The 26,002-nt window shown below is 71.1% G+C and carries 22 protein-coding genes; 12 read left to right on the forward strand and 10 right to left on the reverse strand.

Annotated features, from left to right (window positions below; all coding sequences use genetic code 11):
* Positions 1-165: 165 nt before the first annotated feature.
* Both EJK15_RS30935 and EJK15_RS30940 read right to left on the reverse strand, forming a co-directional pair.
* The gene (locus tag EJK15_RS30935; RefSeq protein WP_240777320.1) at positions 166-1,086 is read right to left on the reverse strand and encodes a carbohydrate ABC transporter permease; all 921 of its coding nucleotides are present in this window, start codon (positions 1,084-1,086) and stop codon (positions 166-168) included.
* Positions 1,083-1,994 carry a carbohydrate ABC transporter permease gene (locus tag EJK15_RS30940; protein ID WP_138714017.1) on the reverse strand — a complete coding sequence of 304 codons (912 nt, stop codon included), beginning with the start codon at positions 1,992-1,994 and terminating at the stop codon, positions 1,083-1,085. The genes EJK15_RS30935 and EJK15_RS30940 overlap by 4 nt, the downstream gene beginning before the upstream one ends.
* Positions 1,995-2,415: 421 nt before the next feature.
* Between EJK15_RS30940 and EJK15_RS30945 the strand changes: the two genes are divergently transcribed.
* On the forward strand, positions 2,416-3,402 hold the full coding sequence (locus tag EJK15_RS30945) for a LacI family DNA-binding transcriptional regulator (protein WP_138714018.1): 987 nt from the start codon (positions 2,416-2,418) through the stop codon (positions 3,400-3,402).
* Positions 3,403-3,487: 85 nt separating this feature from the next.
* Positions 3,488-5,578: a beta-galactosidase gene (locus EJK15_RS30950; protein ID WP_240777321.1), complete on the forward strand. Its 2,091-nt coding sequence runs from the start codon at positions 3,488-3,490 to the stop codon at positions 5,576-5,578.
* A 13-nt stretch (positions 5,579-5,591) separates the two neighbouring features.
* Here EJK15_RS30950 and EJK15_RS30955 read toward each other — a convergent pair whose 3' ends face one another.
* The 4 genes from EJK15_RS30955 to EJK15_RS30970 form a co-directional block, all read right to left on the reverse strand.
* Complete coding sequence (locus EJK15_RS30955) at positions 5,592-6,473, reverse strand: carbohydrate ABC transporter permease (RefSeq protein ID WP_240777322.1); 882 nt, start codon at positions 6,471-6,473, stop codon at positions 5,592-5,594.
* Positions 6,470-7,333, reverse strand: coding sequence for a carbohydrate ABC transporter permease (locus EJK15_RS30960; RefSeq protein WP_240777323.1), 864 nt, complete (start codon positions 7,331-7,333; stop codon positions 6,470-6,472). Before EJK15_RS30960 ends, EJK15_RS30955 begins: the two co-directional genes overlap by 4 nt.
* Before the next feature lie 89 nt (positions 7,334-7,422).
* Positions 7,423-8,784 (reverse strand): ABC transporter substrate-binding protein, encoded by a 1,362-nt coding sequence (locus tag EJK15_RS30965; RefSeq protein ID WP_138714020.1) that lies wholly within the window; start codon positions 8,782-8,784, stop codon positions 7,423-7,425.
* 76 nt (positions 8,785-8,860) lie between these two features.
* Positions 8,861-10,258 (reverse strand): Gfo/Idh/MocA family protein, encoded by a 1,398-nt coding sequence (locus tag EJK15_RS30970; RefSeq protein WP_240777324.1) that lies wholly within the window; start codon positions 10,256-10,258, stop codon positions 8,861-8,863.
* Between the two features lie 160 nt (positions 10,259-10,418).
* On the opposite strand from EJK15_RS30970, the gene EJK15_RS30975 reads away from it, so the two are divergent.
* Positions 10,419-11,708, forward strand: coding sequence for an ROK family protein (locus tag EJK15_RS30975; protein ID WP_138714021.1), 1,290 nt, complete (start codon positions 10,419-10,421; stop codon positions 11,706-11,708).
* Between the two features lie 159 nt (positions 11,709-11,867).
* Here EJK15_RS30975 and EJK15_RS30980 read toward each other — a convergent pair whose 3' ends face one another.
* Positions 11,868-12,209 (reverse strand): histone-like nucleoid-structuring protein Lsr2, encoded by a 342-nt coding sequence (locus tag EJK15_RS30980; RefSeq protein ID WP_138714022.1) that lies wholly within the window; start codon positions 12,207-12,209, stop codon positions 11,868-11,870.
* Positions 12,210-13,131: 922 nt separating this feature from the next.
* Here EJK15_RS30980 and EJK15_RS30985 point away from each other — a divergent pair.
* The 7 genes from EJK15_RS30985 to EJK15_RS76480 all read left to right on the forward strand — a co-directional run bounded on the left by EJK15_RS30985 (position 13,132) and on the right by EJK15_RS76480 (position 21,613).
* Positions 13,132-14,250, forward strand: a complete 1,119-nt coding sequence (locus EJK15_RS30985) for an SRPBCC family protein (RefSeq protein ID WP_171074629.1) — start codon at positions 13,132-13,134, stop codon at positions 14,248-14,250.
* Between the two features lie 100 nt (positions 14,251-14,350).
* A complete protein-coding gene (locus tag EJK15_RS30990) occupies positions 14,351-14,542 on the forward strand; it encodes a hypothetical protein (RefSeq protein ID WP_138714024.1) in 192 nt (63 codons plus the stop codon).
* A gap of 107 nt (positions 14,543-14,649) precedes the next feature.
* Entirely contained in the window at positions 14,650-15,627 is a 978-nt protein-coding gene (locus EJK15_RS30995; protein ID WP_138714025.1) for a ribose-phosphate diphosphokinase, read from the forward strand.
* A gap of 37 nt (positions 15,628-15,664) precedes the next feature.
* Positions 15,665-16,282 carry a protein-L-isoaspartate(D-aspartate) O-methyltransferase gene (locus EJK15_RS31000; protein ID WP_138714026.1) on the forward strand — a complete coding sequence of 206 codons (618 nt, stop codon included), beginning with the start codon at positions 15,665-15,667 and terminating at the stop codon, positions 16,280-16,282.
* 197 nt (positions 16,283-16,479) lie between these two features.
* Positions 16,480-17,001 (forward strand): hypothetical protein, encoded by a 522-nt coding sequence (locus EJK15_RS31005; protein WP_138714027.1) that lies wholly within the window; start codon positions 16,480-16,482, stop codon positions 16,999-17,001.
* A 32-nt stretch (positions 17,002-17,033) separates the two neighbouring features.
* On the forward strand, positions 17,034-21,386 hold the full coding sequence (locus tag EJK15_RS31010) for a cation-translocating P-type ATPase (RefSeq protein ID WP_138714028.1): 4,353 nt from the start codon (positions 17,034-17,036) through the stop codon (positions 21,384-21,386).
* A gap of 101 nt (positions 21,387-21,487) precedes the next feature.
* Positions 21,488-21,613: a hypothetical protein gene (locus EJK15_RS76480; protein ID WP_276615443.1), complete on the forward strand. Its 126-nt coding sequence runs from the start codon at positions 21,488-21,490 to the stop codon at positions 21,611-21,613.
* 39 nt (positions 21,614-21,652) lie between these two features.
* Here the strand turns inward: EJK15_RS76480 and EJK15_RS31015 are convergent, their stop codons facing one another.
* Together EJK15_RS31015 and EJK15_RS31020 are read right to left on the reverse strand one after the other, a co-directional pair.
* A complete protein-coding gene (locus tag EJK15_RS31015) occupies positions 21,653-22,306 on the reverse strand; it encodes an HNH endonuclease family protein (protein WP_138714029.1) in 654 nt (217 codons plus the stop codon).
* Positions 22,307-22,378: 72 nt separating this feature from the next.
* Positions 22,379-23,599 (reverse strand): alpha/beta hydrolase family protein, encoded by a 1,221-nt coding sequence (locus EJK15_RS31020; RefSeq protein ID WP_240777325.1) that lies wholly within the window; start codon positions 23,597-23,599, stop codon positions 22,379-22,381.
* 255 nt (positions 23,600-23,854) lie between these two features.
* Here EJK15_RS31020 and EJK15_RS31025 point away from each other — a divergent pair, with 255 nt between their 5' ends.
* Both EJK15_RS31025 and EJK15_RS74925 read left to right on the forward strand, forming a co-directional pair.
* Positions 23,855-24,682 carry a class I SAM-dependent methyltransferase gene (locus EJK15_RS31025; protein WP_138714030.1) on the forward strand — a complete coding sequence of 276 codons (828 nt, stop codon included), beginning with the start codon at positions 23,855-23,857 and terminating at the stop codon, positions 24,680-24,682.
* 282 nt (positions 24,683-24,964) lie between these two features.
* A complete protein-coding gene (locus EJK15_RS74925) occupies positions 24,965-25,102 on the forward strand; it encodes a hypothetical protein (RefSeq protein WP_240777326.1) in 138 nt (45 codons plus the stop codon).
* A 37-nt stretch (positions 25,103-25,139) separates the two neighbouring features.
* On the opposite strand, the gene EJK15_RS31035 is transcribed toward EJK15_RS74925, so the two are convergent.
* Positions 25,140-25,964: a PaaX family transcriptional regulator gene (locus EJK15_RS31035; protein WP_206061190.1), complete on the reverse strand. Its 825-nt coding sequence runs from the start codon at positions 25,962-25,964 to the stop codon at positions 25,140-25,142.
* Positions 25,965-26,002 lie beyond the last annotated feature (38 nt).

Raw genomic sequence — 26,002 nt, forward strand, 5'->3', positions numbered from 1 at the left:
GTGGTGGCGCCCCCACCGGAGCCGCCGCCGCACGCGGCGAGTGCCAGAGACAGGGCCGCGGCGACCCCGGCGGTCACGGCACCGCGCCGCGATGGAAGTGTTTTCATGGCGTTTCCTCATTCACGGGGGGATTCACGGGGGTATTCAACGGGGCTTGTCCAGGAGTCACTGCTTGACGCTTCCGGTGGCGAGGCCCGACTGCCAGAACCGCTGGAGCAGCAGGAAAGCGATGATCAACGGCACGATCGACAGCAGGCTGCCGGTCAGGATGAGTGAGTACGTGGCGTCACCGGCGCCGGAGGTGCCGCTGTTGGCCTGGGCGTTCCACTGGTTGAGCCCGACGGTGAGCGGGAACCAGTCCGGCGTGTTCAGCACGATCAGCGGCAGGAAGTAGTTGTTCCACGTCGCGACCAGCGCGAAGAGCAGGACCGTGACGAAGCCCGGGGCGAGCAGCCGCAGCGCGATGGTGCGGAAGATCCTGAACTCGCCCGCGCCGTCGATGCGGGCCGACTCCAGGATCGAGTCGGGCACCGCGTCCGCCGCGTAGACCCGCATCAGGTAGAGACCGAACGGGCTGCACAGCGACGGGATGAGCACTGCCCACGGGGTGTCGACGATCCCGACCTGGCTGAACAGCAGATACGTCGGCACCGCGAGGGCCGTGCCCGGGATGGAGATCCCGCCGAGCACCACCGCGAACAGCAGCTTGCGGCCAGGGAAGTCGTATTTCGCCAGGGCGTACCCGCCGATGGTGGCCAGCAGGGCGGCCCCGCCCGCGCCCACCACGGAGTAGAGCACGGTGTTGCCGAACCAGCGCACGAAGATGCCGTTGTTGTAGCTCAGGGTCTCGCCGATGTTGGCGAACAGGTGGAAGTCCCCGCCGAACCAGAGCCCGAAGGTCGAGAACAGGTCAGCGCCGCTCTTGCTGGCGTTGGCCAGCAGCCAGAACAGCGGCAGAACCGCGTACGCGAACATCACCAGCATGATCACGGTGAGGGTGGGGCTCTTGCCCCGGCGCTTGTGTTGCGAGTATCGGTGCGCGCCCCGCCGGTCCGCGATGGGGTTCGCCTCGGCGACGGCAGTCACAGCGTCTTCTCCCTTCTCGCCGTGATGAGTTGCACCGCGTACGCCACGACGATGGTGACGAGGCCGAGCACCACGGCCACGGCGGCCGAGTAGTTGATCTGCTGGCCGTTGAACGCCAGGCTGTAGGCGTACATGTTGGGCGTGTAGCTCGTCGTGATCACCGCGGGTGCCAGTTTCTGGAGGATGTTCGGCTCGTTGAAGAGCTGGAAGCTGCCGATGATCGAAAAGGTCGTCGCCACGAGCAGCGCGGGGCGCAGGGCGGGCAGCTTGATGCTCCAGGCGATGCGGACGGCGCCCGCTCCGTCCATCTCGGCGGCCTCGTAGAGCTCATCCGGTATGGCGCGCAGCGCGGCGTACAAGATGATCATGTTGTAGCCGACGAACTCCCAGGTCACCATGTTGCCGATGGAGCCCAGCATCCAGGAGCGCGACAGCAGGTCGGGGACCGCGACGCCGAAGGCGTCGCCGAGCTGCCCGACCAGGCCGAACTGGTCACCGTACATGTAGCCCCACATGAGGGCCGCCACCACGGCCGGCACCGCGTACGGCATGAAGATCGTGATGCGGAACAGCGACGGCCAGCGCAGCCTGCCGCTGTCGATGGCGAGCGCGCATCCCAGGGCGATGAGCAGCATGACGGGCACCTGCACGACCAGGAACAGCGCGACGCGGAGCAGGCCGGCTCCGAACAGCGCGTCGCCGATGGCGCGGGTGTAGTTGGCCAGGCCGGAGAAGACCGTGCCGCCGATCATGCGCTCCTGGAAGAAGCTGAGGTAGATCGCGTACGTCAGCGGCGCGACGACCGTGACCAGGAAGACCACGAAGAACGGCAGGAAGAAGGCGTAGCCGGCGACGCGCAGGCGCAGGAACGGCCGGGCGAGGCCCACGCGCGCGGTCTGCGCGGTCATCCCGGGCTCCTGGTGCCGGAGCTCGGCGATGTTCGCGCTGCCACGAAGACTGGCACTGAACTCTCCTTGTCGGGGCCTCGGCGGCCGATGAACCGCACTACTACCTGCGCCACCGTGTCGCACTTGTTCGGCAGTCGCGATGATCACGTGTTTACGTAAACATGATGAAGACGTCTCGTAGTCTCGACTTGCCGCCAGATCATGTCAATAGGTAACCGAAAGTTAACGCAAATGCCCGATTTAACACTGTTTGTTACGTCACAGCTGCTGGTATCCGGTGCCATTGACGGATGGGCTGTGTTCACGTAAACATCGTGCGAGAGTTGGCACGCACAGCAGGCCCATCGGACGACCAGGGGTGACAGTGGACGGGGCGACCCAGGAAACGGCGGCAGGACGGCGCTCGCGCCGGCGACCGTCCATGGCCGATGTCGCCGCGATGGCCGGGGTCTCCAGCCAGACGGTCTCCCGGGTGGCCAACAACCGCAGCAACGTGGAGGAGGAGACCCGCGCGCGCGTCCTGTCGGCCATGCGGGTCCTCGGATACCGGCCCAACACCGCCGCGCGCGCCCTGGTCACCGGCCAGTTCCGCACCCTGGGCCTGATCAGCTTCGGGCTCGGCAGCTTCGGCAACGCCCGCACCGTCGACGCCATCACGAGGGCGGCGCAGCGAGCCGGCTACACCGTGAACATGATCGCCATCGAGTCGCAGACCGAGCAGGCCGTGCACGAGGCGTTCGACCGGCTCACGATGCAGGCCGTCGACGGCATCGTGCTCATCGAGGCGCAGATCCTCGACACCCCGGCGCTCCGCCTGCCGCCGGGCGTGCCGGTCGTGATGGCCGACGGCGACGTCAGCCACCGCCATCCCATGGTCGACACCGACCAGGCTCTCGGTGCCCGGCTCATCACCCGTCACCTGCTCGACCTCGGCCACGAAACGGTCTGGCACGTCGCCGGGCCCGAGGACTCCTATGCCGCGCGGCGCAGGGCGGAGTCCTGGCACGCCACGCTCAAGGAGGCGGGAGCCGCGGTTCCCCAGGTGCTGTACGGCGACTGGAGCGCGGCCAGCGGCTACGAGACCGGCCGTGTCCTGGCCCGGCGGTCCGGCGTGACGGCCGTCTTCGCCGCCAACGACCAGATGGCCCTCGGCGTGATGCGCGCGATGGTCCAGACGGGCCGCCGCATCCCCGAGGACGTCAGCATCGCCGGCTTCGACGACCTCGACGAGTCGGCCTACCTCTCCCCGCCGCTCACCACCGTCCGCCAGGACTTCGACGTGGTGGCGGAGCGGATCGTGTCGCTCATGATCGGCCAGATCGAGACCGGCACGGCCCCGTCCGCCACCGCCTTCGTCGCCCCCAGGCTGATCGTCAGGGAGAGCACCGGCGCTCCGCCCCCCGGCTGATCCGGCCGGTTCCACCCCATCAAGCCTGCCCCCATGAAGAAGGGAGGAGCGGCGGCCCTCGCCTGCCGAGGCCGCCGCGCCGACAATGAACGCCGTACCTCGCGATGTCATGCCGGTCTCCGGGACTGCCGGCGCCCCGTCCCCGGGCGACCGGTTCTGGCGCCGGCTCGGCGGCGTGGCCTTCGGCGGCGACTACAACCCCGAGCAGTGGCCGGCCGAGATCAGGGCGGAGGACCTCCGCCTCATGGCCGAGGCCCGGGTGAATCTCGTCACCGTCGGGGTGTTCGCCTGGGCCCGGGTGGAGCCCGCGCGCGGAGCGTACGACTTCTCCTTCTTCGACCAGGTCCTCGATGACCTGCACGCGAACGGGATCACCGCCGACCTCGCCACCATGACGGCGTCGCCGCCGCCGTGGCTCGTCCACGAGCATCCCGAGATCCTGCCGGTCACCGCGGACGGGACCGTGCTGGGCCCCGGCGGGCGGCAGCACTTCTGCCCGTCCAGCCCGGTCTACAGGGAACGGGCCGCGCTGCTGGTGGAGCGGCTGGCCACGCATTACCGCGGCCATCCGGCCCTCGGGCTGTGGCACGTCGGCAACGAGTACGGGTGCCACATCCCCGCCTGCTACTGCGAGGTCTCGGCGGCCGATTTCCGCCGCTGGCTGCGGGAGCGGTACGGCGACGACGTCGAGGCGCTGAACGACGCCTGGTCGACGGACTTCTGGTCGCAGCGCTACGCGTCGTTCGACCACATCCTGCCGCCCCGCGCGGCTCCGACGTACCCCAATCCGGCCCAGCAGCTCGACTACCTGCGCTTCGGCAACGAGGCGCTGCGCGCCTGCTTCGACCTGGAGGCCGGCATCCTGCGGCGCGTCACTCCCGAGGTGCCGATCACCACGAACTTCCTGGCCGGCCTGAAGGCCGTGGACGTCTTCGACTGGGCGCCGAGGGTCGACGTCGTGTCGGTCGACTCCTACCCCGACCCCCACGACGAGCGGCCGCATCTCGTCCCCGGCCTGGTGTACGACACGATGCGCGGCTCCAGGGGCGGGGACCCGTGGATCCTGATGGAGCAGGCGCCGAGCGCGGTGAACTGGCGGGCCAGGAACGCGATCAAGCAGCCGGGCCAGATGCGGCTGTGGAGCTGGCAGGCGGTCGCGCAGGGCGCCGACGCGATCCTGTACTTCCAGTGGCGGCAGTCACGCGGTGGCGCCGAGAAGTTCCACTCGGGCATGGTGCCGCACGCGGGAGCCGACAGCAGGGTCTACCGCGAGATCGCGGCGCTCGGCCGGGAGCTGGCCTCGGTGCCCGACCTGCCCGGCACGCGGGTCCGCAACCACGTGGCGATCCTGCTCGACTGGAACAGCTGGTGGGCGCTGGAGCTCGACTCCCACCCCTCGGACGGCGTGTGCCAGCAGGACCGCCTGCTGGATCACTACGGCCCCCTGTTCGACCTCGGCGTCGGCGTGGACGTGGTGCCGCCCTCGGCCGATCTGACCGGCTACGCGCTCGTCGTCGTGCCGAGCCTGTACCTGCTGTCGAGCGAGGACGCGCGGCGCATCTCGGCGTACGTCTCCGGCGGCGGCGCGCTGGTCGTCTCCTTCTTCAGCGGCATCGTGGACGAGCACGACCGGGTCCACCTGGGCGGCTATCCCGCGCCGCTCCGCGACGTCCTCGGGGTGCGGGTCGAGGAGTTCTGCCCGGCGGGCGAGCACGAGACGTTCCCCGTCCGGGGCTGCGGGGCGCTCTCGCACCTCGAAGGGGTCGCCGACCTGTGGCGAGAGGATCTGCGGCTCACCGGCGCCGAGCCCGAGCTCGCCTTCGACTCTCCCGACTGGGCCGGCCGCCCCGCCGTGACCAGGCACGAGTTCGGCGAGGGGACGGCCCGCTACCTCTCCACCCGCCTCGACGCGGCCACCATGCGGGCGGTGCTCGGCCGGGCGCTCGCCGAGGCGGGGGTGACTCCCGTCGTCGAGGGGCTGCCTTCAGGGGTCCAGGCGAGCGTCCGCGCCGGAGCCGGCCGCCGCTTCCTGATCCTGCTGAACCACACCGGCGACAAGCACGACATCACCCTCGGCGGCGAGTGGACCGACGCCCTCGACCCGTCGGGCGAGAGCGTCGGCACCGTCACCCTGCCGCCTTCGGGCGTCGCCGTGCTCCGCGCCACCGACCGGTGACGCGGGGCGGCGCTCAGCCCTTGAGCGCGCCGTCGAGGACGCCGCGGATGAAATGCCGCTGGAAGAACAGGTACACGAGGACGACCGGCGCGATCACGATGACGGTGGCCGCCGCGAGCAGCGGCACGTCGACGTTGTACTGCCCGGTAAAGAACCCGAGCCCGGCCGGGGCCGTGCGCTGGGCCGGGTCCTGGATGAGGATGAGCGGCAGCATGAACTGGTTCCAGCTCCACACGAAATACAGCACGCCGAGCGTTGTGACGGCCGGCCGGGAGTTGGGCAGCAGCACCCGCCACAGGATCGTCCAGGAGGACGCGCCGTCCAGCTTGGCCGCCTCGATGAGAGCACGGGGCATGGTGGAGAAGTGGGCGCGCATCCAGAAGGCCCCGAACGGCATGAAGGCGGCGATCTCCACCAGTACCAGGCCCCACCGGGTGTTCGTCAGGCCGACGGCCCGCAGGTCGTAGTAGAGGGGGATGATCGTGACCTCGGTGGGAATCGCCAGCCCCAGCAGGAGATAGGCGAAGATCTTCCCCCGTCCGCGGAAGTCCATGGTCGCCAGCGCGTAGCCGGCGAGGGTGGCGAGGAGCGCCGAAGCGGGCACCACGGCCAGCGCGATCACCGTGCTCGACCACAGGAGGGGGCCGAACCCGGCGGTGACCCAGGCGTGGGCGAAGTTCTCCAGATGCAGGCCGCGTGGCACGTCGAAGCCGGTCAGCGGGCTGCCGGCCGGTTGCACGGCGGCGGACAGCAGCGGCACGAACGGGACGATCACCGCCGCCATGAACAACATGAGCACCACGGGCGCCCCGGCCCGGCCCGCCACCTCGCCGGGACCGGGCCGCCGGCCGTGGCCTCGGTGCTGGCCAGGACCCGGTTTCTCGGTGCGGCTCACGGCGCCTCCCTGATCAGGCGGTTCAGCGTCAGCACGATCGCGAAGATGACGGCCGTCAGGACCACCGCGAGCGCGCTGGCCAGGCCGACGGCTCCGCCGCCGAAGGCCAGGCGGTAGATGAGGATGCCGGGCACGACGGTGCTGTTGCCCGGGCCGCCGCCGGTGGTGATGTAGATGAGGTCGAAGCTCGACAGTGCGGCGATGACCGTGATGGACAACGCGACCGCGATCTCCGGCCGCAGCAGCGGCACGGTGATGGAGAGGAACTCGCGGACGGGGCCGGCGCCGTCCATCCGCGACGCCTCGTAGATCTCCCGATCGATGCGCTGGGTTCCGGACAGGAACAGCACCAGGCACAGCCCGGAGACCACCCAGGTGCCGATCACCCCTACGGCGAGCAGGGCCCAGTCGAAGCTGCCCAGCCAGGCTCGCGCCTGCTCGCCCAGGCCCGACCACCGCAGCGCCTGGTTGACCACGCCCTCTTCGGCGTACACCCACCGCCAGATGATGCCGACCGCGACCAGGGGAATGACCTGTGGCAGGAACAGCACCATCCGTACGAAGCCCATTCCGCGGCGCCGGTGGCGGGCCACGATGGCGGCGGACACCAGGCCGAACAGGATGGGAAGGCCGGAGAAGAAGACGATCAGAATGCCGGCGTGCACCGCCGCGGCGCGCAGCTGCGGGTCTTCGGCCACCAGCCGGTAGTTGCCGAGGCCGACGAAGGACGGCAGGGTCACCCCGTTCCAGTCGAACAGCGACAGGTAGCCGGTGTGCAGCGTCGGCAGGACGGTGAAGACGGTGTACAGGAGCACCGCCGGTGCCAGGTAGAGCAGCGCGGTGGCGCGCCCGCGCTTCATGCGCCGTCGCGGGGGCGGGAGCGGCCCTCGGGTCGGGAGCGGTTCCTGCCGGCGCGCCGCGGCGGGCCCGCTCAGCCTGTTCGCTGACATCACTTGTGGTAGTTGTCGAAATCGGCCTGGATGTTGGCGAGGAAGGCGTCGACGGTGGCCTTGCCGCCGGCCAGCAGCTGCAGCTGCGTGGTGAGGGTGTCTCCCATGGTCGGGGTGGAGGCGTTCTGGATGAACGGCTGCAGGCCCTTGTCCCGCACGGTCGCCTGCCAGCCTTCCTGCAGCGCTCCTATCAGGCCGGTCTTGGCGGGCATCGCGTCGGCCTTGGGCGCCATGAACCCCGCGTCGGCGGTGATCTTCGCGGCCTCGGCGCTGCCGACGAAATCGAGGAAGGCCGCAGCCGCGGCGGCGTTCGCCGACTTGCTGGAGACGCAGTAGTACACGCCGGCGCCGGTGGTGTGGATCTTCGAGTCGGCCGTGGCCTGGGGCATGGAGAAATATCCGGCGTCGTCGCCCAAGCCCTTGGAGACGGCCGCGGCGGCCCAGTTTCCGCTGATCCGGAACACCCCCTTCCCCTTGGCGAAGCCGGCGGTGGCGTCGTTGTCGCTGATTCCGTTGACGTCGCGGGAGATGTATCCCTCGTCCACCCAGCGCTTGAGCGTCGTGGCCGCCGTCTTCGCCTCCGGCAGCACGATGGTCGCGCCCTTGTGCCCGAAGGCCCAGGCCTCACGGTCCTCGGGCTTCAGGTACACCGAGAGCAGCTGGTTGAACGGATGGTTCAGGCCGCCGTCGAGGTTGCCGACCACCAGCGGCAGTTCGCCGCCGGCCTTCGCCTTGGCGAACAGGGCCTCCAGCTCCTCCACGGTCTTGACGGGGACGGTCAGGCCAAGCTTGGCCGCCGTCGCCTTGTTGTAGTAGACGCCCTCGAAGGACAACCCGCCCGGCACCCCGTACAGCGTCCCCGTGCCGACGGTCTTGCCGTCGGCCTCGAACGTGATCTGGTCGAGGCCGGGGAACTTGTCCGGCCAGCCGTAGGCCGTGCCGTACGCGGAGACGTCGAGCAGCAGGCCGCCGGGGATGAGGTTCTGCATTCCGGGGGTGAACTGGGCGATGTCGGGGGCGGTGCTCGCCGACATGGTGAGGTTGATGCTCTTGAGGTAGTCGTCCCAGCCGGTGTACTGGCGGTCGAACGTGACGTTCGGGTACTTCTGCTGGAACGCGGCCAGCAGGCCGGGGGTCATGGTCGTGTCGTCGGCGTCGGCGACCTTCAGCGTGATCTTGCCGGCCGGCACCGCCGTCGAGATGGGACCGGCGGACGCGGCCGGGGTGGACGCCGCTCCCGGGGTCAGCGCGGCGCAGCCGGCGAGTGCCGCGACGCCCGTGACGGCGAAGCCGGACAGGAGGGCGCGCCGCGAGAGCTCATGGCCTGTCGAGGGATGAGGGAAGGACGGATGCTGGCTCACAAGGTTCTCCTCGGTGGGGGGTGCGGATCCGTGTGGGGGTGGCGCCGGGTAGGGGATTGCGATCTCTGGGGCCGGATCAGCCGAGGTGGACGACGCGACGCTCGCGCCGGGCCCGTTCGGCGGCGAAGACGAGCTCGTGCGCCGCCAGCGCCTCGGCGGCCGTGCCCGTGATCCAGTGGTCGTCCCAGGTCGCCACGGCCGTGATGAAGTCGTTCATGAGCCCCGCGTCGCCACCACTGTGACCCGACAGCAGCGGGTCGTCCGCGGCCGGCGCCGTGACATCGATGGTCTGCGTTTCGCGGGTGCGGAAGTCGGTGACCCGGATGATCGAGCCATCGCAGAAGATCTCGCCCATCGTCCCGAAGATGTGGGTCATCCGCGGCCGGCTGGTCGAAAACGCCGTCATGGTGAACGTCGCGGTGACCCCGCCGTCGAACTCGAGCGCGACCACCTGACGGTCGACGACGTCGTTGTCGCAGGCCCAGACGCAGCGGCCGTAGGGCCCGGTGCGCAACGCCGCGGCCACCGACTGCTCGGTCGGATCCGGGGTGAGCACGCTGAGAGGCCAGGCGAGGTCACCGGCCGCCAGGTGCTCGCCGTAGATCCGCACCGCGGAGTACGCGCACGAATCCTGCAGCACGCAGTCCGGGCACCGGTCGGCGGCCACCACCGGGCGGTTGCCGGGGACGAAGTAACTCAGGCTCCCGAAGGAGGAGACCGCGCGTACCGGACGTCCGACGATGTGGCCGAGCCAGTCCAGATCGTGACAGGACTTGGCCAGCAGCATCGGCGCGCTGGTCTGCTCGCGACGCCAGTTGCCGCGCACGTACGAGTGCGCGTAGTGGGCGAAGCCCACCGGCTCGATGTGGTCGACGTTGACGATCTCACCGATCCTGCCCTCGGCCAGCAGGTTCCGGAGCACCCGCGTGTACGGCGTGTACCGCAGGACATGGCAGACCCCGAAGGGAACCTTGTTGCGCGCCACCGCGTCCACGACCCGGCGGCACTCCTCTTCGGTCGGGGCGATCGGCTTCTCCAGCAGGACGGCGTACCCCGCCTCGGCGAAGGCGACGGCCGGCTCGACGTGCTGGGCGTCCTGGGTGGTGATGATGACGGCGTCGGCGAACCGGGGCCGGCCGACGAGCTCACGCCAGTCCTCGAAGAGCGCGGAGGCGGGCAGGCCGTGCCGCGAGGCGGCGATCCTGCGCCGGTCCGGGTGTGGCTCGGCCACGGCGACCACGTCGGCCCGCTCGGGGTGCTCGGCGATCCAGTGCCCGTAGATCTCGCCCCGGATCCCGGCGCCCACCAGGACCACCCGCACCGGCTCCCGGCCTGCCGCGGCGGTGTCCGGCAGGTCCTGCGGCCCGGCCGCCATGGCGGGGCCCGCCGGCCGCCGCGGCACGGACCCGGACGCCGGGGTCGCCGGTCCCTCCGCCGCGCGCCGCTCTTCCTGCCTTGTCTGACCCGCCCGCATGGGCATCCTCCGGAGGGTGGCATATTTGATAATGAAATTGCTTTATCTAATTGCGAGCGACGATAGGCTGTGCGGCAGCGCCGGGGCAAGGATGCGTGACGCAACTGTTATCGCCGCCCCTGCGGTTACGCTCCGTTGCGGCTCACGAGGAGACAAGTCAGTGGCAACCACCAGCGAACCCCCGCTCGCCGACGCCGGCCGTGCGGTGGTCTGGCCGCTCGGTGACGACCCGGTCGCCGACCTGGGCGGGCAGGTCTCATCCCCGGCGGTCGTCGGGGTCGGGGATCTGCGTGCCACCAACGCGGCGGCCGTACTCGCCGCGGTCAGGTCCGCCGACCGGCCGCCCCGCCTGGCGACCTTGGCGCAATCCACCAAGCTGTCCCGCCCGACCGTCGAGGTGCTGGTCGACGATCTCGTCGGCTGCGGCCTGATCGAAGAGGTTCCGGCGGCTCCGGGGCAGGGGCTGCGCTCGCCGGGCAGGCCCGCCCGGCGGTTCCGGTTCCAGCCTCGTGCGGGCTTCGTGGTCGGGGTGGACGTACGCGCCCATTCGATCAGCGCCTGCCTGGCGGACCTCGACGGCACCTTCCTGACCGTCAAACGCCGGACGGTGCGGGCCGATCTCACCGGACGCACGCGCGCCGGCGCGGTGACCGCGACGATCCGCGCCGCCATGGAGCAGGCCGGCGTCGGGGCCGGCCAGATCTGCGCGGCCACCGTCGGCACACCCGGCCTGGTGGAACGGGGCAATGCCCGCATCAGGTACGTCGATCACATGAAGACCTGGGCCGAGGTCGACATAGTGACCGTGATGGCCGAGGCACTCGGTTGCCCGGTCGCGGTGGAGAACGACGCGAACCTCGCCGCGCTCGGCGAGCACTGGCGCGGCGCCGGCACGGCGACCTCCGAGATGCTGTTCATCCTGCTCGGCCGGCGACTCGGCGCCGGGATCATCACCGGCGGGCGGCTGCTGCGCGGGCATCACGGCGCGGCCGGCGAGATCGGATTTCCGGGACGCAGCACGGCTGAGGGCCCCGGGCTCGGATCACTGGCCGGCGACCACCCGGGCGCGGCCGCACCGGGCCGTACCCACCGGCCCACCACCAGCGCCGCGGTCATCGCGGCCGCCGCAGCCGGGGACGCCGACGCCGTCGCCGTGCTGGAATCGGTCGGGCAGCGGCTGGCCGAGGGCATCGCTCCGGTCCTGCTCGCGCTCGACCCCGCCGTCGTCGTCCTGGGAACCAGCCTCTTCCCCGAACCCGGTCTGGTCCCCGCGGCGGACCTGCTCCGCCGCGCGGCCGAGCGGCGGGCGGCCGGCCTGCTCGTCGAGCCTCCCGAGTGGCGGCTGTCGGCTCTCGGGGACCAGGCGATCCTCACCGGAGCCGTTCGCTTCGCGCTCTCCGCGGTCGAACGCGTCCTGCTCACCAGGCCGACGAGCCTCTTCGGGGCGTAGCCGGAGACGAGGATCGCTGTGGGGGAGCGCCGCACCTCCGGCCTGTCGCCGTGCCTGCGTGGTGCGGACCTGTTCAGGCGTACGTACGTGGGCGTCGCCGGCTGTGACGCGAAGAGCTTGGCCGGGCGAGCGCGGTGCCGGGCTTGGGCGGTCGCTCGTTCAGTGCGCGGCTTCGTACTGCTTCAGCACGGATGCGGCGATGCGGCCTCGCTCGCTCACCGGCAGGCCGTGGGTCCTGGCCCACTGCCTGATCTCAGTGGACTTCTCACGGCTGATGCCCCGAGCCGGACCGGCTGCTCCGCGCCGGCCACGAACGCCCCTCTCGGCGCGGACCGCACGAGCCTTGGTGATGAAGGGGGCGAGGGCCTTCTCCAACTTCTCCCTGTTCTCACCTGAGAGGTCGATCTCGTAGTTCGTGCCGTCGAGAGCGAACGATGTGGTTCCGTCGGCTTCACTGCCGTCGATGTCATCGATAAAGGATTCAACGATGCGCTTGGCCATGATGCTGCTCCAATTACGTTATGGTTGCGGGTACTGTAGCGCTCTTCAGTACATTATGCATCGCCCGGGGCTTCGGTGCCCTTAAACCGAGCTCCGCCAACTGACCCTGGACTACGAAGTCCGGACACCCATGTGCCGCAGTTCTCGCCGTTCACGAGCTTGGGATTCATCGTGCGCCTCTCGTCACGTGGCCGAGCGGCGGCATCTCGAGCTCTCCGCTCGCACGGGTGCGCCGCCAAGACCGAAGAGGTCCGCACTTCCCTCTTCACCAGTTGTGGACCATGGATAGTCGACGATATCGCCACGGGGAGACGCGTGTGCCTCGATTTCCGAGGTCATCGCGTCTCCGGCTCCGTGGCGTGCCGTGGCCGGCGCGGAAGGCGCTTGTCGCGGGCCCCCGCGTCCACGCCGGTCTTCCGGTCCAACTCCCGCTCTCCGGGATTGCCGTGTGCACGGGTATCGTCCCGGAGTTAATGACGATGAGATCCACCATGTTGAAGTCGAATTCAAGGCTTGCTCCGCAGTATCAGTATTGGCGGAGTGCGGTGACCGCGGCCGGCACTCGCACGTAGCTATGGGACGGAATGTCAACGCCCTTGGCGGAGGCACCGTGAATGTTGCCCGTAAGCCGGCGCCGGCAGTTTCCGGGCCTGGGCGGAGCTGATGCGCGGCCTGGCTACGGCGGCGCGAGTGTCGCAGGCGCGGCTTCCGGATGTGCGTTCCTTCTTCGGAGAGCTGAAGTGACGGTGCTCGGCCGGCGGCTACCAGGGGCGGGGCCGCACCCGAACACCGCGAGCGGCTGTTAGCGGGTCACGGGTTGGGGTAGCCGCGCTGATAGGGGAGGGGAAAGACCATGCGCACTCGTGATCTCGAATCGAGAGTGATTATAGAGGCAGGACGTCCGAGGACCAGGACCGCGGCCATGCTCGGCGCCAGTGCCGCCGCCGGCGCCACCATCGAGTATCTGTTCGATCCCGTCTGCGGCCGAAGCCGCCGGGCCAAGGTACGTGACCAGGCCTCGCACGCCGCTCACGAACTGACCTACGGTCTCGGCCGTCTGAGCCGCGACCTGAACAACCGGTCACGCGGGGTCGCGGCGGGGACCCGCTTCCGCCTGACCGGCCGCTCCGTGGACGACCGGGTCCTGCACGAACGCGTGCGAGCGGAGCTCGGCCGCCACCTGACCCATCCGCATGCCGTACACGTGAGCGTCGAGGACCGCGTGGCGCGGCTGGAAGGCGACGTGCTCAGCCGCGAGGCGCGGCGGGCGGCGCGCGCGGTCCGCCGCATTCCCGGCGTGAAGGGCGTGGACGCGAGGTGGCACGTGCACCGCGACCCGTCGGGCGTGCCTCAGCTCCAGGGCGTGGGCCGCTCCCGGCAGCCGGTTCCGCAGCTGCTCCACCAGCACTGGGCGCCGTCCGCCAGATTCCTCGCCGGTACGGCCGCCGCCGCCCTGTGGGTGCTCGCCCGCCGGTTCCCGCCGGTGATCTCCTGGACCCTGCGCGGCGCGGGGGCCGCGCTGGGCGCTCGCGCCGCCACGAACCTCCCGCTGCGCCGGCTGACGGGCATCAACGCCGGCCGCCGTGCCATCGACGTCAACCGCGCCATTTCCATCGCGGCGCGTCCTGAGGAGATCTGGCCGCTGGTGAGCGACTACTCCGTCTTCGCCAGGTTCATGCCCGATGTCCGCGAGGTCCGGCGATCCGCCGACGGCCTGCGGTCCCACTGGGAGATCAGCGGTCCCGCCGGCCGGCTCATCAGGTTCGACGCCGTGGAGACCAGCCGCGAGGAGGGCAAGCACATCGCGTGGAAGTCGATCGAGGGCCAGCTGATCGCCCATACCGGAGCGGTGCGGCTGGCGCCCGAAGACGGCGGCAGGACGCGGGTGCAGGTGGAGCTGACCTACAACCCGGTGGTGGGCGCCGCGGGCCACGCCGTCGCGCGGCTGCTGGGCGCGGACCCGGTGACCAAGCTCAAGGAGGACCTGATGCGGCTGAAGTCGTACGTCGAGGGCCGGCGACAGCCCGTGACGAGCCGGTAGCCGGCCGACTGCTGATCGAGGTAGAGAGGTTGAGATGTCTCCTCGTGGACGCGCCGGGCACAGGTGGCCTGGACGGCGTCCGTACTACGCGAAGCCGACGGTGGACGAGACCCCGGCCGAGGCGGTGCACATCATGCTGGGCTCGATCGCGCTGATCATCGCGGCCGGGGTGGGGATCTTGAGTCTGTCGGCCGGGATCCTCCTCCTCTCCGTGGCCATCGGCGCGGTGATGATCGTCATCCTGGTGGACATCGCCTTCGCCCTCCGGCGATCCGGACGTCCCGGACCCTAGGGTCCGGCACGGACGGATCGCCGGAGGGGGCGCGGGCAGACCGCCCGGCGCGGTGCGGGGGGACACGTGTGCGTTTCCCGCGCACGTCACCCGGAAAGAGGGAGGTCGTGACGGGTATCAAGCAAGCCGGCGAGAAGAAGCTGATGCTCTTCTCCGGCCGCGCACATCCCGATCTCGCCCATGAGGTGGCCCGGGAGCTGGGTATCGAGATCACGCCGACCGAGCTGCGCGATTTCGCCAACGGCGAGATCTACGTCCGCTTCGACGAGTCCGTACGCGGCTCGGACGCGTTCGTGCTCCAGTGCCACACCAGCCCCATCAACACCTGGATCATGGAGCAGCTGGTCATGGTGGACGCGCTCAAGCGCGCGTCGGCGCGGCGCATCACCGTCGTGGCGCCGTTCTTCGGCTACGCCCGCCAGGACAAGAAGCACCGCGGCCGCGAACCGATCTCGGCCCGGCTGATGGCCGATCTGTTCGCCGCCGCCGGCGCCGACCGGCTCATGGTCGTCGACCTGCACACGGCGCAGATCCAGGGGTTCTTCGACGGCCCCGTCGACCACCTGCACGCCCTGCCGTTGCTCGCCGAGCACGTCACCCGGCATGCGGGCACCAGGCGGCTGACCGTGGTGGCGCCGGACGCCGGCCGGGTCCGCGTGGCAGAGCGATGGACCGACCGGCTCGGCTGCCCGCTGGCGATTATCCACAAGCGCCGGGACACCGCGCGCCCCAACGAGGTGAGCGTGCACGAGGTGGTGGGTGAGGTGGCCGGCCGCACCTGCGTGATCATCGATGACATGATCGACACCGGCGGCACCATCGTGCGGGCGGCCGAGGCCCTCACCAGCCGGGGCGCCACCGAGGTCATCGCGGCCGCCACTCATGGGGTGTTCTCCGGCGACGCCATCGAGCGGCTGGAGAAGGCCGACCTGGCGCAGCTGGTCATCACCAACACGCTGCCCCTCCCGGAGGGCTTTCCCTCCGGCAAGCTGGTCGTGCTGTCGATCGCGCCACTGCTGGCCCGCGCCATCTGCGAAGTGTTCCTCGAAGGCTCCGTGACCAGCCTGTTCGAGGGCGAGAGCTGAAAGGTGTGGTTCCCGTACGCCGGGGGAGCGGACAGTCATGGACGGGATGCTGGTGGAGACGATCCGGCGGATGGGGATGACCGACCCCCGCCTGCTGGGCGCCGTCGCCGCCGTACCGCGCGACCGGTTCGTGCCGCCGCGGTATGCGGCGCGCGCCGGGCAGGACGAGCCGATCCCGATCGGCCACGGGCAGCCCACTTCCCAGCCGTCCCTGATCGCCCAGATGATCGACGCGCTGCGGCTGACGGGCGCGGAGACCGTCCTGGAGATCGGCACCGGTTACGGTTACCAGACCGCCCTGCTGGCGTACCTGGCAGAGCACGTGTTCTCGGTGGAGCGCCACGCCGACCTGGCCGAGCACGCGCGGGACAACCTCGCGGCGGCGGGCGTGACCAACGCCCAGGTGGTGGTCGGCGACGGCACCGCCGGCCTGTCCGAGCACGCGCCCTTCGACGCGGTCATCGTGTCCGCCGCGGCCGCGGCGGTGCCCGCCCCGCTGGCCGAGCAGCTCGCCGAGGGCGGCCGCCTGGTCATGCCCATCATGTCGAGCGTGGCCGACGTCGTCACGCTGTACGGCAAGCGGCACGGCCGCCTGGAGCGGCGGCGGTCGCTGACGCCCGCCTCGTTCGTCCCCCTCGTCGGCAAGCACGTGTGAGGTGACGTGGTCACACTCGCCGAGATCTTTGTGGTGCGCCCGCCCACGACTGGTTCACCCGGCAACTCCTCAGATGGTCTGGCATCGGTATGGATAATGCGTAAGACGTACAAAAACCCTCAAATATCTCCCGTCTGGAATTAGAGGACAGGCCGCTGGATAGGGGAACCTCAATGGCTTTTGTCGGAGGAGGGATCATGGCCGTTACCCAGCCGCGAGGGCGTGCCGCCGCATCGGACGGGAAGGGGAAGCGACTCACGCTGGACCTGCCGATGGTCAGCATCGAGGTCCGCCAGCCCGAGATCCGGATGCCCCACATCGGTATGCCCCACATCGGAATGCCGAGCGTCCCGATGCCGCACATCGGCAGGAGGGAGCTCGGCCACTACGTCGACGTGGCCCGGACGTTCCTCCCGCCGCCCGAGCGCATGGCCTACTACGGGGCGCTCGGCGCGCTGGCGGTCTTCGGGGTCGTCGACTGGCCCGTCGCGGCCGCCATCGGCGCCGGTACGGTCATCGCGCAGCGACAGCGCCGGCGGGAGCGGCCCATGCCGGCCAAGCCGCGCGAGACGCAGGCTCGTCAGACACCGGCTCGCGCGACGGAGGCCAAGGAGCCCGCGCCGGGCAAGGAGCCCGCGCCGGGCAAGGAGACCACGACCAGGCGCAAGGCGGCCACCACCGGGCGCAGGACCACGACGACGAGGCGCAAGAGCGAGTAGACCGCGACGCCGTAGACAGGAGGCCAAGCCACATGGCGTTGTTCGGTCTGCTCTCCGCTGACACGCTCCTGAACATGCTCCCCGAACCCGTGCGAAGCGCACTGCCGCGCTCTCGCCGGGTTCGGCCATGTCCGGGCGGGGTCCGGATCGAACTGTGGAACATCGGCGGGCCGCGTACCGAGCGACCGGCCCGCGCCCTCGAAGAGCGGCTGCGCGCGGCCGGGGCGCCGCGCGCCGAGGTGAACGGGGCGCTCGGCTGCGTGTTCGTGGCCTGCGACGAGACAGCCGACCTGGACAAGCTCGTGGCCGTCGTGGAGGACATCGACGATGGCCACGAGGCGCAGGACGGCGAGACAGAGGACGGCGAGACAGAGGACGGCGAGTCGCCCGGCGCCTGTCGCGTGCTCGACGGCGTGGAGCAGCAGGCCCGCGCCGCGGTCGGGCTCGGCCTGCACCTCGCCGGCACCGGGATGGCCATGGCCGGCGCGCTGGCCCGCCTGCCGCGCCTGCCCGTGGCGGCGCCCATCTTTCTCGCACTGATCGAGCACACCCCGCGGATCCGCGGCGAGCTGGAGCAGCGCATCGGCAAGCCGGCCGTGGACACGGTGCTGGCGACGGGCCGGATCGTCACGGGCACGCTGGCCATGCGGCCCATCTCGCTGCTGATCGACTCCGTGGCCGCGGCCGGCCGGTACATCGACGCGCGGGCCGGCCGCGAGGCGTGGGAGCGGCGCGAGGAGGAGTTCGCCGCCGAGAAGGGGGCGTACCGGCACACCAGGACCGCCACCACCCCGCGCCCGGCCCCGCTGCCGCGCGGCCCCGTGGAGCGGTACGCCGACGCCGCCAGTGCCGCGGCGCTGGCCGCCCACGGCCTGACCACGATCATCAGCCGCAGCCACCAGCGGGGCCTGTCCATGCTGGTCTCGGGCATCCCCAAGGCGGCGAGCCTCGGCAGGGACGCCTTCGTCAGCGCCGTCGCGCGCTGCCTCGCCGGGCGCGGCGCGATCGTGCTCGACCGCGATGCCCTGCGCCGCATGGACCGCATCGACACCGTCGTCCTGGACGCCGCCGTGCTCACCAAAGGGACGTGGACCATCGACGGCGTCGTCCCGCTGGCCCCCGACGTGGATCTCGACGACCTGCACGCCCGGCTCTATACGCTGCTCGACCTCACCGACCCCGCGGCCCGGCGGCAGCGCGACGGGTGGAGCGCGGCGCCCACCCCGCCGGCGGACGTGCCCGGCCAGTGGCGCGAGGAGGAGATCCGGCCGGTCACGGTGGCCAGGGACGGCATCCCGATCGCTCTGGTCAGCCTGGCCCGCGAGCTGGACCCCCTTGCCGAGGCCATGGTCGCGGCGCCCAGGGATACGTGCCGGGTGGTCCTCGCCGGTGCGGAGCCCGGCCTGGCCCGGCGGCTGCGGGTGGAGGAGGTCGTGCCCGGCGGGGTGCGGCTGGTCGCGTCGGTGCGGGCGCTGCAGTCCGAGGGGCACGGCGTGGCCGTGGTGTCGCGGCGCGGGCGGCGCGCGTTGCGCCAGGCCGACCTGGGCATCGGCGTGCTCGACGGGGTACGGCGGGTCCCGTGGGACGCCGACGTGATGGGCGAGCTCGACGGCGTGCACCTGCTGCTCCAATGCCTGCCGGCGGCCAGGAAGGCGAGTCTGCGCGGGGTGTGGACGGCGGCCGCCGGCTCGATCGCCGGAACCGGGGTGACGCTGCTCGGCCCGGCCTCCACCGCGATCCGGCGCGCCCACCTGGCGCGCGACCTGACCGCTCTGGCCGCCCTGGCGACCGGGGAGTGGACCGGCCGGAGCATCGGGCGGGCGGAGCCGCCGGTCCCCGCCGACCACACGCCCTGGCATGCCATGGCCGCCCGCGACGTCCTGGCCCGGCTCCGGACCTCGCCCGACGGGCTGACCGAGGCGGAGGCGAAGCGCCGCAGGACGGCCCCGGCCCGCCCGGCGGAGACCGGCCCCGAGTCCCTGGCCAGGGCGTCCGTGCACGAGCTCGCCAACCCGCTGACCCCGGTGCTGGCCGCGGGGGCGGGCGTGTCGGCCGTGGTCGGCTCGGTGCTCGACAGCGTGCTGATCGGTGGCGTGATCGTGGTGGACGCCCTGCTCGGCGGCGCCCAGCGGCGCGGCACCGGCCGGGCGCTGCACCGCCTCACGGAGACCACCGCCGTCCGGGTACGCCTGCGCCGCCCCACCGGCGGAGTGGCCGGCGACGCCGATGAACTGGTGCCGGGCGACGTGATCGAGCTCAGGGCCGGCGACGCCGTACCGGCCGACGGGAGGCTGATCCAGGCGGCCGGGCTCGAGGTCGACGAGTCCACGCTCACCGGCGAGTCCCAGCTCGTAGCCAAGACCGCCGCGCCCACCGCGGCGCCCGCCATCGCGGACCGCGGCTCGATGGTGTACGAGGGGACGACCGTCGCGGCAGGGCACGGCCTCGCCGTCATCGTGGCCACCGGCGCGGCCACCGAGGCGGGCAGGACCGCCCGGCTGGCCCGGCAGGAGCCGCCGCCCAGCGGGGTGGAGCTTCGGCTGCGCGCGCTGAGCCGGCGGATACTCCCGGCCGCGGTCGGCTCCGGCGCGCTCCTCATGGTCGTCGAGCTCGTCCGCGGCTCGCCGCTGTCCCAGGCCCTCGCCCCGGCGGTGAGCATGATGGTGGCGGCGGTCCCGGAAGGCCTGCCGTTCGTCGCCACCGTGGCCGAGCTCGCCTCGGCGAAGCGGCTCTCGACCCGCAACACGCTGGTCCGCAACCCGTCCACGATCGAGGCGCTGGGCCGGGTGGACGTGCTCTGCTTCGACAAGACGGGCACTCTCACGGAAGGCCACATCAGCCTGCGCCTGGTGTCGGACGGCCAGGTCGAGCAGGAGGTGGAGAAGGCCGAACCCGAGCTGCGGGCGATCGTGGGCGCGGCGCTGCGCGCGGGGCCGCGGTTCGAGGGCGGGCGGGCCATCCCGCACCCCACGGACCGCGCGATCGTGGACGGCGCCCAGAGTCTCGGCATCACACCCAAGGACGGGCTGCGCACCTGGCATCGCGTGGCCGAGCTGCCCTTCGAGCCGGCCCGCGGCTACCACGCCGTCCTCGGCCGCTCCGAGTCCGGGCAGCTGCTGAGCGTCAAGGGCGCTCCCGAGATCGTCCTCACCCGGTCCACGAGCATCGTCGTGGACGGGAAGACCGTGCCGCTGGACGACGAGATCAGGCGTCGGCTGGAGCAGGAGGTGGACCGGCTGGCCCTGCGCGGCTACCGCGTGCTCGCCGTCGCGGAGCGGCCCGCCTCCAGCCGTGCCGACCTCGACGAGTCCCGCATCGAGGGCCTGCGCTTCCTCGGCTTCCTCGGCCTGGCCGATCCGGTGCGCCCGACGGCCAAGCGCAGCGTGGAGCGGCTCATGCGGGCCGGCGTACGGGTCGTCATGATCACCGGCGATCACCCCAGCACGGCGGAGGCCATCGCGGCGGAGATCGGCGCGCTGAACGGCCTGCGCGTGATGACCGGCCCCGAGCTGGAAGAGCTGGACGACGACGCCCTGACCACGGTGCTGCCGGAGGTGGCGATCTTCGCCCGGGTCACGCCCGAGCACAAGGCACGGATCGTCACCAGCCTGCGGAAGGCGGGGCGGGTGGTGGCCGTCACCGGCGACGGAGCCAACGACGTTCCCGCGATCCGGCTCGCCGACGTGGGCGTGTCTCTCGGCTCGCACGCCGCCCCCGCCACCAAGGCCGCCGCCGACATCGTCATGCTCGACGACCGCATCGAGACGATCATCGAGGCGATCGTCGAAGGCCGGGGAATGTGGGCCTCCGTACGCGACGCGCTGGGCATCCTGCTCGGCGGCAACATCGGCGAGATCGCCTTCACGATCGGATCCAGCCTGCTCACCGGCCGCAGCGCGCTCAACGCCCGCCAGCTTCTGCTGGTCAACCTGCTCACCGACATGCTGCCGGCGATGGCGGTGGCCATCAGGCCGCCCAGCGCCGCCAGCCCCGAGCGGCTGCTCGCCGAGGGGCCGGAGGTCTCCCTCGGCGCCGCCCTGACCAGGGACATCTACCTGCGGGCGGTCACCACGGGCGCTGCGGCCGGCGCGGCGTGGCTGCTCGCGCGGATGACCGGAACGCGTGGCCGGGCCGACACGGTCGGGCTGATCGGCCTCGTGTCGGCCCAGTTGCTGCAGACCCTGCTGCTGGGCCGGCGGGACCGGATGGTGCTGTTGGCCGCGCTGTCGTCCCTGGCCACGCTGGGTATCATCGTCTCGGTGCCCGGCCTCAGCCAGCTCTTCGGCTGCCGCCCGGTCGGCCCGCTCGGCTGGGGGATCGGCCTGGGTTGCGCGGCCGCCGCGGCGCTGCTGGCCGCGAAGATCGAGCGGTCGGACACGGACTAGCCATTGGCTGTTCACCAAACCGACACATTGACCATGCCCCTTTAGACACCTTTATGCCAAAATATGGTCTTAAATACCCTTCTGACCAACGAGGTGGAGAATTGTCCGAGTTTCTGGCCTCGCTCCTCGCCAAGGCCGCCCTCATGCTCCTCGAGGCGCTGATCATGCGTTTCGTCCAGAGCCTCGCCCAGTCGATCATGACGCCGGCAGGTCTCCGGCTCGCCTGAACCGGGCCGGGGTCGAATCACCCTCAAGTCGAATCACCCTCAACAGGTGCGCAGCATGTTGAGCAGCGCCACCTTCTCCTTCCGGGTCACGAAGAGCCGGTAGTGATGCTTCACGGTGATCCACGACGTCGCGTAGCGACACCAATGGCCGCGGCGCGGCGGACGCCAGCTCTGCGGGCCCTGGCCGCCCTTGGCGATGTTGGCGGAGTGGCTGACCGCTATCAGCTCGGGGCGGGTGAGGTCGTTGGCGAAGGCGCGCCGCCGGGCCTGGCTCCATTTGCGGGCGCCGGAGCGCCACGCGTACGCCAGCGGAACGACATGGTCGACGTCGACCAGCTTCTCGCTCTTCAGCCGCTTGCCGTCGTACGGGCTGTGCCAGACGCCCTTGACGGGTTGGCAGGCCGCGTTTCTGCGCACGCGCCGCCCGTCGCGAGCCAGGACCATCTCTCGCGCGTCGCACGTGCCCTTGTGGTGTGCCCATCGGGGCTGGAACCGCCGGTGGCTGTAACCACGGATCGATAAGGGCCTGGCGACGTTCAGCTGGGCCAGCATACGGCGGGCCAGCGCCGCGGACTCTGCCTGCGGCTGCCTGCGCGTCTCGGCTGCCGCCTGCTGGGTAGCGGTGACGGCGGTGATCGGGATGGCCAATAGAGCGAGTACGGCGACTCGCCCCGCCCGCCTCATGAAGATCATAGTTCCACCCATACCAGTCCCTCCCCGCCGGCGGCAGCGATATTCACGACACCACAGGGTGACGCGGCTGCTCTACTCGCAGGTCTTCGTCTCCGGAGCGCAGAACTTGACCTCGGGGTAGCGTGCCGACGGCTTGTCCAGCAGAGGTTGCGCCTTCTTGCGCAGGTGCAGGTCGAAGAAGGCCCGCACGTACGCGCGGGTGATCTCCATGGAGCGGGTCCCGGGCACGTCGGCGCCGTTGTCGATGCCGAGCTGATCGGTGAGCAGGCCGAGGTCGTTGAAGGAGACGTGCTCCGCCCCCGTCACGACGAGCCAGCGCTTCCACCCGGTCAGGTTCTTCCAGTCACGCTCCCACGTGGCGGCCGGATCTCCGGCTCCCGGACTGTAGGTGTTCTGCCTGCCCAGGAACAGGAACGGCCGCGACAGGCCGCTGTCCGGGATCGGGGCATCCGTGGTGCCGTCCATGTCGACGCCGGCGCGCACCCGGGAGTCCTCCAGCATGGCCGTGATGGCGCTCGCTCCTCCCGCGGAGTGGCCCGCCATCGCGATGCGGGACGAGTCGATCAGGCGAGCGCCCTTCCACTTCGGGCGGGACCCGGTCAGCTCGTCGAGCACGAAGGAGACGTCGGCCGCCCGGCTCTTCGACAGCTTCCCCCACCACGCCGGGTCCTTGTCGATCTCGCATGTGACGCAGGTGGCGACCCGCCCGTCGGGGAAGGAGGTGCCGACGCTCTCGTAGGTGTGGTCGATCGCGGCCACCATGTAGCCCCTGCTCGCCAGTTCCTCGGCCAGGGACGTGAGCTCGCTCCTGGGCTTGCTGTGGCCGGGGGAGAGCACGACGAGGGGCAGGCCGCGCTTGCGACCTGCGGGTTTGGTGTCGGTGAAGGCGTTCGTGCGCGTCTTGCTCAACGCGTCGAACGGCACGCCGGTGATCTTCCCGCTCCTCAGGAGGAGCTCCGATTCCATCGGCGTCATGTACTGCGCCCGCTGACGGCCGGGCGCGTTGGCCGGATACCACAGGGAGACCATGAGCTCCCTGAACTTCACGGCGGGCACCCAGGGGTCGGGCCGGGAGGCGTCCTTCAGGTGCAGGGACGTGGTGCCGACCGGCTCGGAACCGGTCGGTTCGGGCAGCGCGAGCGCGCCCGGCAGGGCGGTGGACGCGGACGCGGACGCGGAAGGCACGGAGGCGAAGCAGGCGGACGCCACCAAAGCGAGAAGCCCGGCGGCGGCCAGGCCGCCGCGCAGGATCGGCTTGCGCTGCGCCGGCATTCCGCTCGTGGCATGACTCATGAAGATGTCCGTCCTTTCGGTGGGTGCGGGCGCCGCGGCAGGCGGGCGGCCTGCCGGCGGGGTCGAGGAACCGGCGATCCCTCGCAGAGAAGCGATCATGGGTCGGAACTATATACCCGATGTATATATGCGGTGTATAAATCCGAGCGACCAGCGGCCCCCGTTCCACGGCCGTTCCATGTCGTGTCCCGTCGTGTCACGCCCTCTACGGTGAGGCGCCGCGCTCGAGACGGCGCCTCGACCAGGGGAGGCATCATGCAGCAACCGCAAGCGCCCGGGACCGCCGGCTTCGCCGCGATCAAGGAACGCCAGCGGCTCGGGTGGGAGTCCGGCGACTACGCACGCGTCGGCGTCACCTTGCAGATCATGGCGGAACGGCTGGTGGAGGCCGCCGGCGTGCGGGCCGGGCAGAGCGTCCTCGATGTGGCCTGCGGCCAGGGCAACGTGGCGATGGCCGGCGCGCGGCGCTTCGCCGAGTCGACGGGCGTCGACTACGTGCCCGGCCTGCTCGCTCAGGGCCGCCAGCGGGCCGCGGCCGAGTACCTGGACGTGACGTTCACGGAAGGGGACGCCGAACAGCTGCCGTTCCCCGACGCGTCCTTCGACGCCACGCTCAGCACGGTCGGCGTGATGTTCGCGCCCGACCAGGAACGCGCCGCGGCCGAGCTGGCGCGGGTGACGCGGCCGGGCGGGACGATCGGGCTGGCCAGCTGGACGCCTGACGGGCTGGTGGGCGTGCTGTTCCGGACGATCGGCACGTACGCCCCGCCCCCTCCGCAGGTCAGGTCCCCGATGTTGTGGGGCACGCCGGAGCGGCTGCGGGAGCTGTTAGGCGACGAGGTGGAGTGGGTCGCGCTCAAGACGCGGACGTACGAGTTCTGCTACCGCTCGCCCGAGCACTTCGCGGACTGGTTCCTGGCGCACTACGGGCCGATCACCCGGCTGGCGGGCACGCTCGACGAGGCCACCCGGGCGAGTTTCGCCGCGGACCTGGCCGAGGTGCCCAAGAAGTTCAACCGGGCCGACGACGGCACCGTGCTGGGGGCGGGAGAGTACCTGGAGGCCGTCGGCATTCGCCGTTGAGGGGCGCCGCCGTGGCCGCGCGGCTCGGCGTGAGCCCGACGACCGTGAGCACCGCGTACCGGGAGCTGCGCCTGAGAGGTGTGGTGGCCACGGAGGCGGGCCGGGGCACGCGCGTCGTGTGGCGGCCGCCCCTGGTCACGCCCGCCGCCGCGCATGCGCGGACCGGCCTGCGCGACCTGGCCTCGGGGAATCCGGATCCTGAGCTGCCGCCGTCCCTGCGGTCGGCGGTCCAGGGGCTCGATCCGGATCAGCCGCTGTACGGGGCTCCCACGGTTCTGGGCGATGGGGTTCGCGCTGGTGCCCGTCGGCGTCGACGAGTACGGCATGCGGCCCCAGCCGTTGTCAGAGGCGCTCGAACGCGGGGTGGCGGCCTGCGTGGTGACGCCTCGGGCACAGAATCCGACGGGGGCGGCGGTGTAGACGAAACCGCCGCGCACCAGCAGGGCGGGCACCTCCGTTATCTCGGCCGTTCCAGGGACTGCTCGCGCGCCGCCAGGGTGCAGTAGGCCTCGGCCTCGGCGCGCAGCCGTTCGTGCGCGTCGAGGAACATCTCGTGCACCTCGCGGCCGACCCACCCGGCCGGGACCAGCTCGACCGGCAGATCCGGGTCCTCGAAAGGCAGCATGCGATAGTCGTGGACCAGCTCCAGCCGCTCCACCAGCGCCTCCCGGCCCTTGGGCGGCGAGGAGCGATATCGGGCCAGCCGGGCGCGGTAGGCGTCCCGCTTGCGCAGCAGCGCCGCGTGGAGCCCGTCGAGATCCCAGCACCGCGCGGCCATGTCCAGGTCGGCGGCCGGTCCCGCGGAGTGGCAGGTGAGCAGGTCGAGCCGGGCGGTGGGCTCCTCGGACAGGGCGGCGGCCACCTCGTTCAGCCGATCGTGCGGCGAGATCCACGTGGACGGCGCGAGCGGGCCGAAGCCCCACCAGCGCAGCTTCTTGCGCACCCGGTCGCGGGCCGACCGATCGCTCTCCGGCACGTCGTAGATCACCATGCGCCAGTGGCGGTCCCAGGGATCGCGATGCCGCTCGAAGATCCGCTGGCGCCCGTCGTCGAGCAGCCGCCAGCTCCGATCGGTCAGCCGGTAGACGGTCGACCGGCCGTCCTTCTCTGTCGCGAACCAGCCTTCCTTGCGTAGCCTGGACATCACCACCCGCGTCGTGGCCTCCGGCACGTCGAAGGCCACCAGAAGTTCGGTCAGCGTCTGAAGGCGCGCGGCGCCACCGGTGTAGCGCAGGCAGTCGCCGAAGAGGTCGAACACGATCGATCGCGGCTTCGGGTGCACGACCAGCAGCGTAGCACGCGGCGATGAAACGTCTGTTT

The sequence above is a fragment of the Nonomuraea basaltis genome (genome assembly GCF_005893125.1).
In the GTDB taxonomy this organism is placed as follows: domain Bacteria; phylum Actinomycetota; class Actinomycetes; order Streptosporangiales; family Streptosporangiaceae; genus Nonomuraea; species Nonomuraea basaltis.

Coding starts and splice junctions, on each gene's coding strand:
- EJK15_RS30940 (WP_138714017.1), bottom strand. CDS start 1,994: ATGACCGCGCAGACCGCGCGCGTGGGCCTCGCCCGGCCGTTCCTGCGC.
- EJK15_RS31015 (WP_138714029.1), bottom strand. CDS start 22,306: ATGATCTTCATGAGGCGGGCGGGGCGAGTCGCCGTACTCGCTCTATTG.
- EJK15_RS31010 (WP_138714028.1), top strand. CDS start 17,034: ATGGCGTTGTTCGGTCTGCTCTCCGCTGACACGCTCCTGAACATGCTC.
- EJK15_RS30950 (WP_240777321.1), top strand. CDS start 3,488: ATGAACGCCGTACCTCGCGATGTCATGCCGGTCTCCGGGACTGCCGGC.
- EJK15_RS74925 (WP_240777326.1), top strand. CDS start 24,965: ATGGGGTTCGCGCTGGTGCCCGTCGGCGTCGACGAGTACGGCATGCGG.
- EJK15_RS30970 (WP_240777324.1), bottom strand. CDS start 10,258: ATGCGGGCGGGTCAGACAAGGCAGGAAGAGCGGCGCGCGGCGGAGGGA.
- EJK15_RS30945 (WP_138714018.1), top strand. CDS start 2,416: ATGGCCGATGTCGCCGCGATGGCCGGGGTCTCCAGCCAGACGGTCTCC.
- EJK15_RS31000 (WP_138714026.1), top strand. CDS start 15,665: ATGGACGGGATGCTGGTGGAGACGATCCGGCGGATGGGGATGACCGAC.
- EJK15_RS31025 (WP_138714030.1), top strand. CDS start 23,855: ATGCAGCAACCGCAAGCGCCCGGGACCGCCGGCTTCGCCGCGATCAAG.
- EJK15_RS31005 (WP_138714027.1), top strand. CDS start 16,480: ATGGCCGTTACCCAGCCGCGAGGGCGTGCCGCCGCATCGGACGGGAAG.
- EJK15_RS30960 (WP_240777323.1), bottom strand. CDS start 7,333: ATGAAGCGCGGGCGCGCCACCGCGCTGCTCTACCTGGCACCGGCGGTG.
- EJK15_RS30980 (WP_138714022.1), bottom strand. CDS start 12,209: ATGGCCAAGCGCATCGTTGAATCCTTTATCGATGACATCGACGGCAGT.
- EJK15_RS30985 (WP_171074629.1), top strand. CDS start 13,132: ATGCTCGGCGCCAGTGCCGCCGCCGGCGCCACCATCGAGTATCTGTTC.
- EJK15_RS31020 (WP_240777325.1), bottom strand. CDS start 23,599: ATGAGTCATGCCACGAGCGGAATGCCGGCGCAGCGCAAGCCGATCCTG.